Source organism: Pedobacter cryophilus (genome assembly GCF_005116455.1).
Classification (GTDB): domain Bacteria; phylum Bacteroidota; class Bacteroidia; order Sphingobacteriales; family Sphingobacteriaceae; genus Pseudopedobacter; species Pseudopedobacter cryophilum.
Window position 1 is genome coordinate 216,015 of the sequence record NZ_SWBP01000005.1, and the last position, 15,929, is coordinate 231,943.

Below are 15,929 nucleotides of genomic sequence, written 5' to 3' on the forward strand. Positions count from 1 at the left end.
TTCAATGTCAGTTTGTGAAATACATTTATTTCTCTATTGATTTAAATTAGCCAGATTATAGACTATAAACCGTCTTGGTTTTTGATCATTTAATTTTTAATTTTAACTTGGGATACTTTAGTGATATGCTTGCCAATTTCGTATCTTAACAAAAACCAATTTTTAACCTTAATTCCATTTTTATGATAACAATTAGCAGAGTTTTTGATTTGCTGACCTATAATAAACAGCAGCACAATAGTGTAGATGCCCTTGCTGGTAAAGTTAACGGTGAGTGGGTTAAATATAGCTCAAATGATTTTATAACTACTGTAAATGAGGTGAGTAGAGGATTGCTTCAATTAGGAATAAAAAAAGATGATAAGGTTGCGGTGATGTCTCCAAACCGCCCCGAATGGAATTTTTGCGATTTTGGGATTATGCAAATTGGTGCTACTCAGGTGCCAATGTATCCCACCTTAGCCGCAAACGATATTAAGTTTATTTTAAATGATGCGGGTGTAAAAATTATTTTTGTGGCTGATCAATTACTTTATGATAAAGTAAATAAGATTAGAGAAGAATCTAACTTAGAACTCTCTATTTATACATTTGAAAAAATTGCCACATTACCTCATTGGACTATCGTTCAGGAATTGGGAAAACAAAATCATCATATTGATTTAGAACCCTACAAAAGTTTAATTGGTCCTGATGATTTATTAACCTTAATATACACTTCTGGTACTACCGGTACGCCAAAAGGAGTGATGCTTACCCATCACAATTTAATTAGTAATGTGATGTATTCTTCTAAACTGTATCCAAGTGATGTAAAAAGAGCTTTAAGCTTTTTGCCGCTTTCTCACATTTTTGAGCGCATGGTTTGTTACATGTACATTTATTTAGGGATATCTATTTATTACGCCGAAAGTTTAGAAACCATTGTGCCAAATTTAGCCGAAGTAAAACCACATTGCTTTACCACTGTACCCAGGTTGTTAGAAAAAATTTACGATAGAATAGTTTCAAAAGGACATGAATTAACAGGGATTAAAAAATCTTTGTTCTTTTGGGCTTTAGCATTAGCACATCAATACGAAATGGAAGGTGCAAATGGCTATTTATATGAGATGAAGCTTAAAATTGCCCGAAAACTGATATTTAGTAAATGGAGAGATGCTTTAGGTGGCGAAATTTCTGTGATTGTTTCTGGCGGAGCCGCATTGCAAGAGCGTTTAGCCAGAGTGTTTTGGGGTGCAGATATTAAAATTTTAGAAGGTTATGGTTTAACAGAAACTTCGCCGGTAATAGCCGTTAATGGTCCGTTTAAAGGGCAATGCAAATTTGGTACGGTTGGGCATGTTTTAGAAAATTTGGAAGTTAAAATTGCCGAAGACGGAGAGATTTTATGTAAAGGGCCAAGTGTAATGAAAGGTTACTACAACAACCCGGAAGCAACCGCAGAGGTGATGATTGATGGCTGGTTTCATACTGGTGATATAGGAGTACTTAAAGATGGTTTTTTGGCGATAACAGATCGTAAAAAGGAAGTTTTTAAAACTGCCGGAGGTAAATATGTGGCGCCACAAGTTTTAGAAAACAAGTTTAAAGAATCCATTTACATAGAACAAATTATGGTAGTAGGTGAAAACCGAAGATTTCCATCAGCTTTAATTGTTCCAAATTTTGATCATTTAAAAGATTGGGCGGTTAAAAATGATATTGAATTTACCACTCCAGCGCAAATGATCAAAAGCGAGAAAATTTGTGATAAAATATGGCAAGAAGTGAATAGATTAAATGAGAATTTTGGAAACTGGGAGAAAGTTAAAAAAATTGCTCTTTTGGCCGATGAATTTACCATTGATGGCGGCGAATTAACACCAAAATTAAGTATGAAAAGAAAGGTAATTTTAATGAAGCATTTAGATCTTATCGAAAAACTTTACAAAGAATCTGATAGTTTAGAAAAACATGTATAGCAATAAATATTTTACAGCTTTAAAAATGGTAACGGTTTATACTTCCGTTGCCATTTTTTTATTAAGTGCTTGCGTTAACGGTCAGTTAGGTAATAAACAAGCTCCTCAATATAAAAACGGAATGGTGGTTTCAGCCCATCCAATAGCCTCAAAAGTAGGGGTAGAAATTCTTAAAAAAGGAGGGAATGCCGTTGATGCAGCAGTAGCCGTACAGTTTGCCTTGGCGGTAGTATATCCTAATGCTGGCAATATTGGAGGGGGTGGTTTTATGGTTTATCGTTCTTCAAAAGGAGAAACTAATACCCTGGATTTTAGAGAGAAAGCACCTGCAGCAGCTTCAAAAGATATGTATTTAGATAGCTTAGGTAATCCTATTACAACTTTAAGTTTAAATGGTCATTTAGCAGCTGGCGTTCCGGGTTCTGTAGCTGGTATGTGGGCAGCACATCAAAAATACGGAAAGCTTAAATGGCAAACATTATTGCAACCTGCTATAGAATTGGCCGAGAACGGGTTCAAACTAACAGCAAAGCAGGCCGTAGAATTAAATGCTACTGATTCTATTTTTAATGAGTTAAACAAAGGTTATGGCTATTTAACTAAACAAGGTAAAGACTGGCAGACAGATGATATGCTGATTCAAAAAGATTTAGCCGAGACTTTAAAAAGGATTCAGAAAAATGGCAGAGATGGTTTTTATAAAGGCGAAACGGCTGCGTTCATTCAAAATGAAATGCAAAGAAATGGCGGAATTATTACTGCGTCAGATTTAGAGAGTTATCATGCTGTATGGAGAAAACCTTTAATTGGTAATTACAGAGGCTATAAAATAATTGCTATGCCGCCACCATCAAGCGGAGGTATTGCACTTTTGCAACTATTAGGGATGGTAGAAAATTACCCTTTAAAAAATTATACTTTTCATTCAGATTCTTCCATCCAGCTACTTACTGAGATAGAACGCAGAGCCTATGCAGATAGAGCAACTTATCTTGGAGATCCTGATTTTTATAAAGTTCCAACAGAGCAGCTGCTCAATAAAAGGTATTTAAATCAAAGAATGGCTACTTTTAATTGGGTAAAGGCCACGCCAAGTTCTACCATTTTGGCGGGCAATCTTATAGTTAAAGAAAGTGAACAAACCACACATTTTTCTATTGTAGATCACAATGGAAATTCAGTTTCTTTAACCACAACACTTAATGCTCCTTACGGAGCAAAGGTTTTTGTAAAAGGAGCCGGTTTTTTGTTAAATAATGAAATGGATGATTTTAGCGTAAAACCTGGCGTACCCAATATGTTTGGCTTAGTTGGCGGTAAAGCCAATGCTATTGCGCCCAATAAAAGAATGCTCAGTTCTATGACGCCAACCATTTTAGAAAAAAACGGAAAACTTTTTATGGTAGTAGGCACACCCGGCGGCTCCACTATTATTAATACTGTTTTTCAAACCATTACCAATGTTATAGATTATGAAATGAACATTCAAAAAGCGGTAAATGCAAGACGCTTTCACCATCAATGGTTACCCGATTTATTGTATGCAGAGAAGGATGCAATAGACAGCTTAACCCAAGAAAAATTAAAGGCAAAAGGTTATATGATAAAGCAGAGAAGTGATTTTGGCAGATGCGATGCTATTCTTGTAAATAAATGGGGCTATTTTGAAGGCGGTGCAGATTTCCGTGGAGATGATGCTAAAATAGGCTATTAAAGTGTTGGAGGTTCTACAAGCTTTGAAATAAGCATGAATTCTGCTGTTAGAAGATTTGTCAACTCTCTTGCCAATTAATCGGAGAGTTGACAAATCTGAAAAATAAAAGCTTACCGCTTAAATTGGTTATTCTGCAACAATTGTTTCGTCTTCATTATTCTGATTAGAAGCTTTTCCTTTTTGAATCCGTTTTAAATTAAACTCATAAAGTATCTCTACTTTTCTTCTCGCCCAAGGCATTTTTCTTAGAAAAGCTAAGCTAGATTTAATGCTAGGTTTATCTGTAAAGCATTTTATGGGAACTTTAGCCGCCATTTTCTCCCAGCCTACATAAGTTACTAAATCAGTCAGGATAGTTTCTAATGTTAAACCATGTAAAGGGTTATTGGCTTGTGATTTTTTTTCTTCCAGCATGTTTAAATATTAATTTTTAAATACCAGATTTCTGGTATTGGCTACTCGCTAAACCTCCGCTATATTTGACGCATCAAGCACCTGCGAAGAATGTGAAACAAAAGAAGCCAACTTTTTACAAAGTTGGCTTCTTTATTTTATCTATTTTCAATTAAAATCTTATTCCTAACATGATGCCAGCTTTTACGCCGCCCCAAGGGCCATCTAATTTTACTCTGGCTCCGTTTGCATCTACAGTCACTTCTTTATCAGTAAACGGAATTTCTAAATTTTCCAATTCATCTCTTAAAGCTTGTTGCTCATTTGCATCCAATGTTTTTTTACCGTCAAAATTCCCTTCAGAAGTTCCAAATTGTGGTCCAAAATGAAAACCTAAATGAACTGCTTTACCTAGTCTAAATTGTACGCCAAGTTCTAATCCACCGGTCATTGTTTTTAATTCGCCATCTAAAGGCATGGTCTCGGTAGTTCCATTTACATCAAAATCAATATTCCCTACAGCGCTATAAGTTGCGAATTTTGCAAATGGGGCAATGTAAAAACCTTTAAAAATATCTTTACCAAAGTAAAATTTAATTTGTGGGGTAAAAGCATTGTTGCCAACTGTAAAGTTATTTAACTGCTTTTCAACCTCAGGATCATCAATTGCATTTATAATTTGGTCTTTTAATGGTACTGTCCCTTTTGGCATGTAACGATAGCCTAAACTCAAGGCAATTTTTTTACCAATGGCTCTTTCATATTCTACTGCATAAGTTCTTAATGCCAGTGCCGGAACATTGATTTTGAATAAATTTTTATGACCAGGTATTACTTTAGAAGAATCCTTGCCAGCTTCTGCTTTTGATTGCAAGCCTATAGTTACAATAAAGCAAATAAAAAGTAAAATTTTTTTCATATTAATTAAGTCTTGTTTGAATAAAAGTAAAATTATTGTAAATAATTATCAATACCACGAAATGGGTATTTTTTTGAAAGAGAGATTAATTTTACTAAAGGTTTTTCGCTGATATTTCGCCTTTAATTGGGCAGAAACTGAGTAAAATAAACGGGGGCGAAGCGGCATCTTTTTACAGCAGAGAGGGTGTTATGGGGTAAAAAATACAGCAAAGCACCCGACTGGCCCAAATAATAAGCGAATATCCTTGCTTTTCAAATAATGGATAATGCTTAGTTTAAATTTTTTATTTTCGCAGTTCAATATAAAAATCGCAAAAATGGATTATCAATTTAAGCAGATAGAGCAGCAATGGCAAAAATTTTGGGCAGAAAACGAAACCTTTAAAGTAGAGGTTGATGTTAACAAACCCAAATATTATGTTTTAGATATGTTTCCTTACCCAAGTGGGGCAGGTTTACATGTGGGCCATCCGCTGGGATATATTGCTTCGGATATTTTTGCGAGGTACAAAAGGTTAAAAGGATTTAATGTTTTGCACCCAATGGGGTATGATTCTTTTGGTTTACCAGCAGAGCAATATGCGATACAAACTGGGCAGCATCCGGCAAAAACAACAGAAACCAACATTAACCGCTACCGCCAACAGTTAGATAATTTAGGTTTTTCTTTTGATTGGAGTAAAGAGGTGCGCACCAGTTCGCCCGATTATTATAAGTGGACGCAGTGGATTTTTATGCAGCTGTTTAACTCGTGGTATAATTTAGATACCAACCAGGCAGAGCATATTTCTACCCTGATTGAGAAATTAGAAACCATACCGGCTCAAGAAATTAATGCGGTTTGCGATGAAGATGTACAACATTTGCTTCCTAGCGATTGGAGTACATTAAGCGGAGAAGAAAAACAAGCCGAATTATTAAAATACAGATTAACTTATTTAAGAGAAAGCACTGTAAACTGGTGCGCTGCTTTAGGAACTGTTTTAGCCAATGATGAGGTAAAAGATGGTTTTTCTGAACGCGGTGGTTTCCCCGTTGAACAGAAAAAAATGATGCAATGGAGTATGCGTATTTCTGCCTATGCAGAGCGTTTACTACAAGGTTTAAACCATATTGATTGGCCAGAGCCACTAAAAGAAATGCAGCGTAACTGGATTGGGAAAAGTGTGGGGGCAATGGTGAAGTTTAGCCTCATCCCCAACCCTTCTCCAAAGGAGAAGGGAGCGCAGGAGAATACTAAATTGGGTTATGAGACTGCTAATTCTCCTTTTTGGGATTTGTTGAAAGAGAATTCAAAAGAAAATAGAAAAAATGCTACTGATGCAGAATTAGTACTGTGGCAAAAATTAAGAGATAGCCAAACAGGATTTAAAATAAGAAGACAGCATGTAATTGAAGGTTTTATTGCTGATTTTGTTTGTTTATCAAAAGGTTTAGTTATTGAAGTTGATGGTGGTTATCATTCTAAAACAGAAGCTTTAGAATACGATAAGCAAAGAACCGAATTTTTAAACCAAGCAGGTTTTGAGGTGATTAGATTTTCAAATGAAGAAGTAATCAATCAAACTGATAAAGTTGTTTCGGATATAAAAGAAAAGTTAGAGCGTTTAACCTCAAAGTCAGGGGCTCCCTCTCCTTTGGAGAGGGCGGGGGGTGAGGCCATTGAAGTTTTTACCACTAGAGTAGATACCATTTATGGAGTTTCATTTTTAGTAATTGCGCCTGAGCATGAATTAGTAGCTCAAATAACTACGCCAGCGCAACAAGCTGATATTGATGCTTACATCGCACAAACCAAAAAGAAATCGGAGTTAGACCGTATGGCAGATACCAAAACGGTGTCGGGGGCTTTTACGGGTAGTTATGCACTTAATCCATTAGATGGAACAAAAGTGCCAGTTTGGATTGCCGATTATGTATTAGCCGGCTACGGAACAGGAGCAGTAATGGCGGTTCCATCCGGAGATCAGCGTGATTATTTATTTGCTAAACATTTTAATTTGCCAATTATTCAAATTTTAGATGCGCAACAAATTGAAGAACAAGCCGACCCTACTAAAGAAGGTAAATATATCAATTCTGGTGTAATTAATGGCTTAGGATATAAAGAAGCGAGTGTTAAAATTGTTGAAGAACTAAAAGAAGTAGGCATGGGCTATGGCAAAATTAATTACCGTATGCGTGATGCTATTTTTGGCCGACAACGTTATTGGGGTGAGCCGGTTCCGGTTTATTTTAAGCCTGCCCGTTCCGCAGGCGGGAATGGTTTGCCTTACTTAATTGATGAAAGCGAATTGCCTTTGCTATTACCTGAGGTTGATAAATATTTACCTACCGAAAGTGGCGAACCACCTTTGGCAAGAGCTAAGGATTGGAAATATAAAGACGAATATGAGTACGAGTTAAGCACTATGCCGGGTTGGGCGGGTAGTAGCTGGTATTGGTACCGTTATATGGATGCTAAAAATGATTTGGCTTTCGCCGATGAAAAAGCCATTTCTTATTGGAAAGATGTGGATTTATACATTGGAGGCTCTGAACATGCTACCGGACACCTTTTATACAGCCGTTTTTGGAATAAATTTTTGAAAGATTTAGGTCATGTTACCGAAGAAGAGCCTTTTAAAAAATTGATTAACCAAGGAATGATTCAGGGGAGATCTAATTTTGTTTATAGAATTAATGATGCAGAAGGAAAAGGAACAAATTCTTTTGTTTCTAACGGATTAAAATCTGAATACCAAACAACCGCATTACATGTAGACGTAAACATTGTAGTGAATGATATTTTAGATATTGATAAATTTAAAGCATCAAGAGAAGAATATGCTAATGCCGAATTTATTTTAGAAAATGCCAAATACATTTGCGGTACTGAAGTAGAAAAAATGTCTAAATCTAAATTCAACGTAATAAGTCCTGATGATTTAGTAGAACGTTACGGTGCTGATACTTTGCGTATGTATGAAATGTTCTTAGGTCCGTTAGAGCAAAGTAAACCTTGGAATACCAACGGAATTGAAGGTGTTTTTAAATTCTTAAGAAAGTTTTGGAGGTTATTTCATGATGAAAACTGGAATTTTACAGTTTCTGATGCAGAACCTACTAAAGCGGAGTTAAAATCATTACATAAAATTATTAAAAAAGTAGAAGATGATGTAGAACGTTTTTCTTTCAATACATCTGTTTCTAGCTTTATGATTGCGGTAAATGAGTTAACAGATTTAAAATGCAAAAACAGAGCAATTTTGCAAGATTTAGTGGTTACGCTATCCTCTTATGCTCCTCATATTTGCGAAGAACTTTGGGTGCTTTTAGGAAATAAAGCAGGTACACTTTCTTATGCGGCTTATCCTACATTTAATCCGGCTCATTTGGTAGAGAATGAATTTAATTATCCGGTTTCTATCAATGGTAAAACAAAAACCAATGTGAACTTGCCATTAAGCATGGAAGTAGCCGAGGTAGAAAAATATATTTTAGAAAGCGAAATAATCACGAAATATCTTGATGGTAAGGCGCCTAAAAAAATAATTGTGGTAAAAGGTAGAATTATAAATATTGTGGCTTAACCGTTAACTCAATACTTAGTACATTTTTTTTTCGTTTTGTGTATCTAATCTATCTTTACTACCGTAAAAGGGATATGCGAAACATGAAAAAATATCTTTCTATTTTATTTATGCTATTTCTAGGAATTAGTATGAATGCAAAACCGCTAAGTTTGAATGTTGATACGTCTTTAGAGGAATTAACATTAAACAAAAATAAAATTATTTATAATGGGATGTTGCTTGGAAAATTTAATATCCAAAGTAAAGAGCTTGATATCAATAATAAAGAAAAAATCAAAGTGTATCACATCATCATTTTTTGTAAAGATGGTAAAGAAGTGGCTCAGTATGAGCTTCAGTTTAACGGAAAACCAAAAAAGAATTCGAGTGCAATTGTTGATGCTACATTAAAAACAACTAGAGACAATGTAAAGCATAACCCTTCAAATTTTTTAGATTTTTCTGATTCTCTTTCACTGGAGAAAGAAGAATCAGAAATTGTTCAGTTTGAACAAGTGGTTAAATACTTACTATCTTATCACTATTTGTAAAATAGAAACACTATAAAATTTATTTAAAGCCGCAAAATGCGGCTTTTTTTATGCTTTTTTTGTAGCACTTATGTTATATAATTATTTAAGTTATACCGTAACATTGCATCCCTTTTCCCATCTTATTACAAACAAAAAAAGCTTTCATTGCTTTATTGGCTGTAATTAAGAAAGCCATTTAAGCAAAGAGCGATAATCTTTATCAAAAAAATAAGATCAAAAAATGAAACACTTTTACATTTTATTACTGGCATTATTTTCAACCAGTTTTACTTACGCCCAATTTCCTGGCGGTGCAGCACAACCCACAATAGTTGGAAAAATTTCAGGTACTATTATAGATTCTCTTACTCAAAAGCCTGTTGATTATGCTACCATTTCTTTATCTAGAAGCGGACAAACAAAATCTACAAATGGTTCTTTAGCTGATGAAAAAGGAGCTTTTAAAGTAGAGAATATTAAACCTGGGAAATATAGAGTAACTATTTCTTTTATTGGATATGCATCTAAAATAATAGAGCCAGTAGAAACTACTTTGTCTAAACCCGATTTAAATATGGGAAACATTGTACTGTCGCCTAATAATAAACTTTTAAATGAAGTTACTGTAATAGGAGAGGCCGCAGTAATAGAAAATAAAATTGATAGAATTGTTTACAATGCAGAAAAAGATGTAACCTCTGCCGGCGGCAACGCTACAGATGTTTTACGTAAAGTGCCTTTATTATCTGTAGATTATGAAGGAAATGTTTCTTTAAGAGGAAGTTCTAATGTTAGGGTTTTAATTAATGGAAAACCATCCGGAGTAATGGCGGGTAACATGGGCGATGCTTTAAAAGCGATTCCTGCAGATCAGATTAAAAACGTAGAGGTGATAACTTCTCCATCAGCCAAATACGATGCCGAAGGATCATCCGGAATTATCAACATCATTACTAAAAAGAATAATTTAGAAGGTTTAAGCGGTTCTATTAATACTTCTGTGGGAACTCGTCAAAATAACGCCAACGTAAACATTAATGCTAAAAAAGGAAGATTTGGCTTAAGCACTAATTTTGGAGGAAACTATTCTTGGCCAGCGGCAAGTATTCTTGATTTTAAATCGGTTGGAAGTAATTTTACAAATAGCCAAACCGGTACAAATGAAACAGAGCGTTTAGCCGGAAATGGTTCTGTAGGGATTGATTATGATTTTAATAATTACAATTCAATCAACTCTAGCTTAAAATTTAGTCGTTTTTCTTTTGGTACCGACGGAGCTAATACGGCTACCACTCAAATTGGAAATGATATTAGTAGTTATTTACGTACTACAAACAGTGATTTTAGTGCTTTTAATTACGACTGGAATAATGACTTTACCCACAAATTTAAAAAAGAAGGGCAAGAATATTCTTTAGCGGCACAATACACCAGAGGGAAGACAGATAACGATTATACCACTCTTTTTTCTAATAACCCGTTATCAGAAATTTCAGGGAATGATGGGGTAAATGAAGAGTTTACTTTTCAGGCAGATTATACGCATCCTTTTAAAAAGGTAATTTGGGAGCTAGGGGCAAAAAGTATTTTAAGAGATATTAATAGCGATTCAAGAGCTCAAAAATTTAATCCAAGTTCCGAGTCTTTCACACCAATAACTGGAAGAAATAATATTTATGATTACAGTCAGGATGTAGCTGCAGCATATTCTACTTTTGCTTTTACTTTAGCTAAGAAATATGGCTTTAAGTTGGGTGGAAGATATGAGTATACAGATATTAACGGAAGCTCAACACCTTCTAATCAAATCCCAACTTTTGAAAACAGTTATGGTACTTTTGTGCCAAGTGTGGTAGTTTCTAGAAGTTTCAAGAATTTTCAAACTGTTAAACTGAGTTACAATAAAAGAATTCAGAGACCAAGTTTACCCTTCTTAAATCCTTTCCGTAACGTGGCAGATTCTTTACAACAATCTCAGGGAAACCCTAGCTTGTCTCCAGAAATCTCAAACAATTTCGAATTAGGATACTCCACTTTTGTGAAAACTACCGTAATTAATGCCTCTATTTTTTACAGAAGAACCAACGGAATTATTGAAAGTGTAATTAAGCCTACTGTTGAAAATGGAAAGTCTTTTTCACTACAAACTTTTGAAAACGTGGGTACAAATAATTCTTTTGGTTTCAATTTCTTTGGATCTGTAAATCCAATTAAAATATTGACTCTTAGAACCAACCTGAATATTAATTCTTATAACATTACTGTAAATAACTCGGCATTAAATCCTGATGCCAGTACATCAGGGAAAACTTATTTCTTATACAATGCATTTGTAAGTGGCTCTTTAAACTTGCCAAAAGGATTTATTATAGAAAGTTTTGTGATTTTAAATTCACCACGTAGAACTTTCCAAGGAGAGAATGCAGGTTTTAACATGTGGATTACCGGTTTTAAAAAGGAAATATTAAAGAAAAAAGGAAGTTTAGGTTTAACTATTATAGATCCATTTAATGAGCGTAAAAACTTTAAATCTAATTTAGTAAGTACTAATTTTACGCAAAACACTAGTTTTTCTATCCCTTTTAGGTCATTTGGTGTAAACTTTAGTTGGAGATTTGGACAATTAAAGGCAGGATCACCAGCCAAGAAAAAAGGAGTAACCAATGATGATTTAAAACAAGGAGATAGCGGCCAAGGTGCCGGTGCAGTAGGGAATAATTAAATCAAAATATAGCAAACAAAAAAAGGAGAGCCAAACGGTTCTCCTTTTTTGTATTTATAGGGCTGTGTGTATTAAAATCCAAAGGTTAAGCCAAAGTTTAAGTTTTTATAATCTGCCGGACCTTGGTTTTTAGCAAAAACATCATTCATATAATATTTGAAGAATACACCAGCGCCGCCATATCCAATTCTAACATTTGCGCCATATCTAAAAGGTTCAAAGTTATAGTCGTCTTTTACTTTTACTTTCCCGTTTTCATCACTTATTTGTTTTACTTTTCCGTTTAGTAAAAAGCCAACTTCTGGTCCAAATACAATAGTTGCTCTTTTACCTTTATCATTTTGCGCAGTGCGGTATTCAAAATATAATGGAACTCTTAAATAACGACTAGAAAATCTGTTTTTTTCGTAAGTTCTAGTATCCACATCAGCAGCTAAAACAGGGTTTTCGGGTTTAATAGTTACATTTTGTTTTAATCTCATGTGGTTCCAATCTAAACCAGCGGCTAACATAATTTTAAAATTCGGGTTAAATCTTAAACTTAGTTCTAAAAGATCAAAACCTACATTACTGGTTTTCCAGGTTTCGTTTTCTAAAAAACCATAACCTGCGGGAGTAGAAAAATCAGAGCCTGTGTGGTATTTACTCAAACCAATATCAAAATGTTCAAAGGTTAAATCAAAGTCTAGTTTTGGATATTTCACCACTTTTTTAACTACACTATCTTTTTTTCCGATGTTAATTGCTACACCATCAGCGTTTATAATTACTGATGTAGTTTTCTTTTTAACGGTATCTTGTTCTTGCGCCTGTGCAAGGCTAAACATGGCTAAGCCCATTACACTTAAAAGTATCTTTTTCATTTTTCTGCTTTTCTAAATTTGAATAATCCTAAATTAATTCCAGTGATTTCGTTGTCACCTTCATCGGTTCTACTTACTTTAATAATTTTTTCTTCTCTCTTATCTACTTTGGCTACTACAAAATTCACCAAGTCTCCTACTGATTTTATTTTTACTTTCCTTCCGGTAATGGCGCCATCATCGTTTAGGTTTTCATCATTAGTGTTTTGTGCTAAAGCCAGTGCAGCGTTCATGCTGCCATTTAATTTAGTTTGTTTGGCTTCATCATCTATCATTTGTTGCGCAACAGAATTGATTCTCTTTACTGGCTTTACTCTTGCCAAATCTTCTTCCAAGTTATTTAAATCTAAGACGGTTGCTTTGCTAGTAATGGTTGCATCCTCAGAAATATTTTTTTCAGAAACTTTATTTTCTTTACTAACAGGCTGTTTTTTAGTGTTAGCAGCTAATAATTCAGGCTTTTCTAATCTTTGCTCTTTAATCTTTACTCCTAGTTCATCCTTTATTCCTTGTTCTTTACTTTCCTCAAGCTTAGGCTCCACCTTAGCTGTCAGTTCATCCGTCTGAGGTTTTAATTTAATTACCTCAGTAGGTTGAGTGTACAAACCCAATCCAATTCCTAAAACAATCACTACGCTAGCCGCAGCCATCCAAAAAATTGGAAATTTCTTTTTAGGTTTTTGCTTTAATTCCTGAGCTATTTTGTCCCATGAATTTGCAGACGGTTCTACTTCAAAATCTTCAAAAGAGGATTTGAAAAACTCATCAAATTTTTTATCCGAAGCTACTTTCATTTCTGTATCCCTCTAATTTTAAAACTTGTTCTCTTAATACTGCCCTCGCTCTAGACAATTGCGATTTAGAAGCACCTTCTGTAATGCCCAATTCTGCTGCAATTTCTTTGTGCGAGTAGCCTTCAATGGCATACATGTTAAAAACCAATCGGTAACCACTACTAAGGTTTTGTATTAATCTCATTAAATCTTTTACGTTAATGCTACTCATATCAAAAGCGGTAGAAGCTCCCTGCTCATGAGTTTCATCTATTTCCACTACGTTGAGTGTTCGTAAATTTTTACGATAAAACTCAATAGAAGTATGCACCATAATTCTGCGCATCCAACCTTCAAAAGAGCCTTCTCCCCGGTAATCATTTAGCTTTCTAAACACCTTCACAAAACCTGTTTGCATCATGTCTTCTGCCTCAAATTGATCTTTAGCATAGCGCATACAAATCCCCAGCATTTTAGAAGAGGTAGTTTTATACAACAACTCCTGAAATTTAGGTTCACCGGCTTGGCAGCCTTTCACCACTTCTTCTATAGTAAACTTTGGTTTCAAATTCATATATGCTTCTATAAAGGTAGATGATGCTTTTGTTAAAATGGTTGCATGGTGGTTAATATTTTTTTAGAAAAGCAAGAATTCTACTATATCTTTAGCGGTAGCCGGGCTATCCATTATAGTCCCCGTAGAAAAATACGGGGCGCTGCCATTGCTATCCCGTTTAGGTATTTAGGGCAGTGCAAATCATAAAGGTTGATTTACAAGCGTGTTTTTGTCATGCTGAATTTATTTCAGCATCTTATTAAATAGGTTTGTTGTAGTGTTTAAGTAAAACCTAGTGTTTAAACTGTAAGCTGTAAAACATCAAATTTTAATTCTTTTTTTAACACGTAAAATCAAATTACTTAATCATCATCTCCAAAATCTCATCTACATATTTACGCTCATTAGCTAAACGAGGGACTTTATGTTGGCCGCCTAATTTTCCTTTAGCTTTTAACCAATTGTAAAATGTATTGTTGGGTGCAATATGAACCGTGGGGCGTTTAAGCGCCATATCTTTAAAGCGTTTGGCATCATAATCAGAGTTAACTTCGCGTAAAGTATTATCTAAAATATCTACAAAACGATCAAATTCTTTAGGTTTTTTCTCAAACTCAATAATCCACTCGTGGGCACCGGGTTCGTTCTCTTTAAAATAAATAGGGCAAGCAGTATAATCTTTTATAAGCGCTCCAGTATCGGCGCAAGCCTTATTTAAAGCTTTTTCGGCATTGTCTATAATTACTTCTTCGCCAAAGGCATTAATAAAATGTTTGGTTCGGCCGGTAATTTTTAAACGGTAGGGGTTAAGTGAGGTGAATTTAACAGTATCACCAATCATGTATCGCCATAGGCCTGCATTGGTACTAATTACCATGGCGTAGTTTTTATCTAATTCTACTTCATGTAAAGAAAGGGTATCTGGAAATTCTTTATCCACTTCCTCCATCGGTATAAATTCATAGTAAATGCCGTAATCTAGCATCAATAATAAATCACTGCTATCACTTTGATCTTGTATTCCAAAAAAACCTTCAGATGCGTTATAAGTTTCTAAATAATACATTTCCTTATTAGGAATTAGTTTTTTAAACTGCTCTCTATAAGGGTCAAAATTTACAGCGCCATGTACGTATAACTCTAAATGTGGCCAAACTTCCATTAAGTTTTTTTTGCCGGTAAGTTCTAAAACACGTTTGGCTAAAACGATGGTCCAAGTGGGTACACCAGCAATATTAGTCACATTAATATCCATGGTGGCCCTAGCCATTTTTTCTATTTTTTCCTCATAATTATCCATAAGGGCAATAGACATATCTGGCGTACGCAGCATCTCGGCCCAAAAAGGCAGGTTTTTAAGAATTACTGCTGAAAGATCACCGTAAAAAGAATCGGGGCTGAGTTGATTAATTTGATGGCTGCCACCTAAAACTAAACTTTTGCCAGTAAACATTTTTGCATCAGGTCTATTATTACAATAGATGGCTAACATGTCTTTTCCGCCTTTAAAATGGCATTCTTCTAACGCCTCTTCACTAACCGGGATAAACTTACTACGGTCATTGGTGGTACCAGATGATTTTGCAAACCATTTAATTTCTGAAGGCCAAAGTATATTTTGTTCGCCATTGAGCATTTTTTCAATGTATGGCTTAAGTGAATCGTAGTTTTGTACCGGTACTCGTTCTTTAAACTGACGAATATTTTCTATAGACCTGTAATCGTGTTTCTTCCCCCATTCTGTACCAACAGCATCGCTAATGAGCGAGGAAAACCACTCTTCTTGTACCTCATTAGGATATTTCATAAAAAGCTCTATCTGGTGCATTCGCTTTTTCATGTACCAGTTAAGGAAAGAGTTTACTATGGTCATTTATTTAGTTTGTTAGGTTTTTGGTTGGTTAGTTTGTTAGCCTATAAATCTTCAAATCAAGAC

General features: G+C 34.9%; 11 protein-coding genes. 5 read left to right on the forward strand and 6 right to left on the reverse strand.

All coding sequences use genetic code 11. The annotated features are described in order from the left end of the window. Positions 1 to 182: 182 nt before the first annotated feature. Together FA046_RS14165 and ggt are read left to right on the forward strand one after the other, a co-directional pair. A complete protein-coding gene (locus FA046_RS14165; RefSeq protein WP_136827193.1) occupies positions 183 to 1,964 on the forward strand; it encodes an AMP-dependent synthetase/ligase in 1,782 nt (593 codons plus the stop codon). Beyond that, entirely contained in the window at positions 1,957 to 3,678 is a 1,722-nt protein-coding gene (ggt, locus tag FA046_RS14170; protein WP_169303378.1) for a gamma-glutamyltransferase, read from the forward strand. Before FA046_RS14165 ends, ggt begins: the two co-directional genes overlap by 8 nt. A 126-nt stretch (positions 3,679 to 3,804) precedes the next feature. Here the strand turns inward: ggt and FA046_RS14175 are convergent, their stop codons facing one another. Then, on the reverse strand, positions 3,805 to 4,092 hold the full coding sequence (locus tag FA046_RS14175) for a VF530 family protein (protein WP_136827194.1): 288 nt from the start codon (positions 4,090 to 4,092) through the stop codon (positions 3,805 to 3,807). 151 nt (positions 4,093 to 4,243) lie between these two features. Continuing rightward, complete coding sequence (locus FA046_RS14180; RefSeq protein ID WP_136827195.1) at positions 4,244 to 4,990, reverse strand: DUF3575 domain-containing protein; 747 nt, start codon at positions 4,988 to 4,990, stop codon at positions 4,244 to 4,246. 319 nt (positions 4,991 to 5,309) lie between these two features. Here FA046_RS14180 and leuS point away from each other — a divergent pair, with 319 nt between their 5' ends. From leuS to FA046_RS14195, 3 genes are all read left to right on the forward strand, one after another. Further along, on the forward strand, positions 5,310 to 8,564 hold the full coding sequence (gene leuS / locus FA046_RS14185; RefSeq protein ID WP_136827196.1) for a leucine--tRNA ligase: 3,255 nt from the start codon (positions 5,310 to 5,312) through the stop codon (positions 8,562 to 8,564). Positions 8,565 to 8,647: 83 nt separating this feature from the next. After that, on the forward strand, positions 8,648 to 9,097 hold the full coding sequence (locus tag FA046_RS14190; RefSeq protein WP_136827197.1) for a hypothetical protein: 450 nt from the start codon (positions 8,648 to 8,650) through the stop codon (positions 9,095 to 9,097). Positions 9,098 to 9,320: 223 nt separating this feature from the next. After that, positions 9,321 to 11,801, forward strand: a complete 2,481-nt coding sequence (locus tag FA046_RS14195; protein WP_136827198.1) for a TonB-dependent receptor domain-containing protein — start codon at positions 9,321 to 9,323, stop codon at positions 11,799 to 11,801. A gap of 71 nt (positions 11,802 to 11,872) precedes the next feature. Here the strand turns inward: FA046_RS14195 and FA046_RS14200 are convergent, their stop codons facing one another. The 4 genes from FA046_RS14200 to FA046_RS14215 all read right to left on the reverse strand — a co-directional run bounded on the left by FA046_RS14200 (position 11,873) and on the right by FA046_RS14215 (position 15,866). Then, entirely contained in the window at positions 11,873 to 12,664 is a 792-nt protein-coding gene (locus FA046_RS14200; RefSeq protein ID WP_136827199.1) for an outer membrane beta-barrel protein, read from the reverse strand. Continuing rightward, the gene (locus FA046_RS14205; RefSeq protein ID WP_136827200.1) at positions 12,661 to 13,458 is read right to left on the reverse strand and encodes a hypothetical protein; all 798 of its coding nucleotides are present in this window, start codon (positions 13,456 to 13,458) and stop codon (positions 12,661 to 12,663) included. The genes FA046_RS14200 and FA046_RS14205 overlap by 4 nt, the downstream gene beginning before the upstream one ends. Next, positions 13,439 to 14,011 carry an RNA polymerase sigma factor gene (locus tag FA046_RS14210; protein WP_136827201.1) on the reverse strand — a complete coding sequence of 191 codons (573 nt, stop codon included), beginning with the start codon at positions 14,009 to 14,011 and terminating at the stop codon, positions 13,439 to 13,441. Before FA046_RS14210 ends, FA046_RS14205 begins: the two co-directional genes overlap by 20 nt. A gap of 340 nt (positions 14,012 to 14,351) precedes the next feature. After that, positions 14,352 to 15,866 (reverse strand): GH3 auxin-responsive promoter family protein, encoded by a 1,515-nt coding sequence (locus tag FA046_RS14215; protein ID WP_136827202.1) that lies wholly within the window; start codon positions 15,864 to 15,866, stop codon positions 14,352 to 14,354. Positions 15,867 to 15,929: the final 63 nt, after the last annotated feature.

What these genes read in the sequence shown, in the direction of transcription:
- FA046_RS14165 (WP_136827193.1), top strand. Translation starts at nt 183, where the DNA reads ATGATAACAATTAGCAGAGTTTTTGATTTGCTGACCTATAATAAACAG.
- ggt (WP_169303378.1), top strand. Translation starts at nt 1,957, where the DNA reads ATGTATAGCAATAAATATTTTACAGCTTTAAAAATGGTAACGGTTTAT.
- FA046_RS14190 (WP_136827197.1), top strand. Translation starts at nt 8,648, where the DNA reads ATGAAAAAATATCTTTCTATTTTATTTATGCTATTTCTAGGAATTAGT.
- FA046_RS14195 (WP_136827198.1), top strand. Translation starts at nt 9,321, where the DNA reads ATGAAACACTTTTACATTTTATTACTGGCATTATTTTCAACCAGTTTT.
- leuS (WP_136827196.1), top strand. Translation starts at nt 5,310, where the DNA reads ATGGATTATCAATTTAAGCAGATAGAGCAGCAATGGCAAAAATTTTGG.
- FA046_RS14215 (WP_136827202.1), bottom strand. Translation starts at nt 15,866, where the DNA reads ATGACCATAGTAAACTCTTTCCTTAACTGGTACATGAAAAAGCGAATG.
- FA046_RS14180 (WP_136827195.1), bottom strand. Translation starts at nt 4,990, where the DNA reads ATGAAAAAAATTTTACTTTTTATTTGCTTTATTGTAACTATAGGCTTG.
- FA046_RS14205 (WP_136827200.1), bottom strand. Translation starts at nt 13,458, where the DNA reads ATGAAAGTAGCTTCGGATAAAAAATTTGATGAGTTTTTCAAATCCTCT.
- FA046_RS14210 (WP_136827201.1), bottom strand. Translation starts at nt 14,011, where the DNA reads ATGAATTTGAAACCAAAGTTTACTATAGAAGAAGTGGTGAAAGGCTGC.
- FA046_RS14175 (WP_136827194.1), bottom strand. Translation starts at nt 4,092, where the DNA reads ATGCTGGAAGAAAAAAAATCACAAGCCAATAACCCTTTACATGGTTTA.
- FA046_RS14200 (WP_136827199.1), bottom strand. Translation starts at nt 12,664, where the DNA reads ATGAAAAAGATACTTTTAAGTGTAATGGGCTTAGCCATGTTTAGCCTT.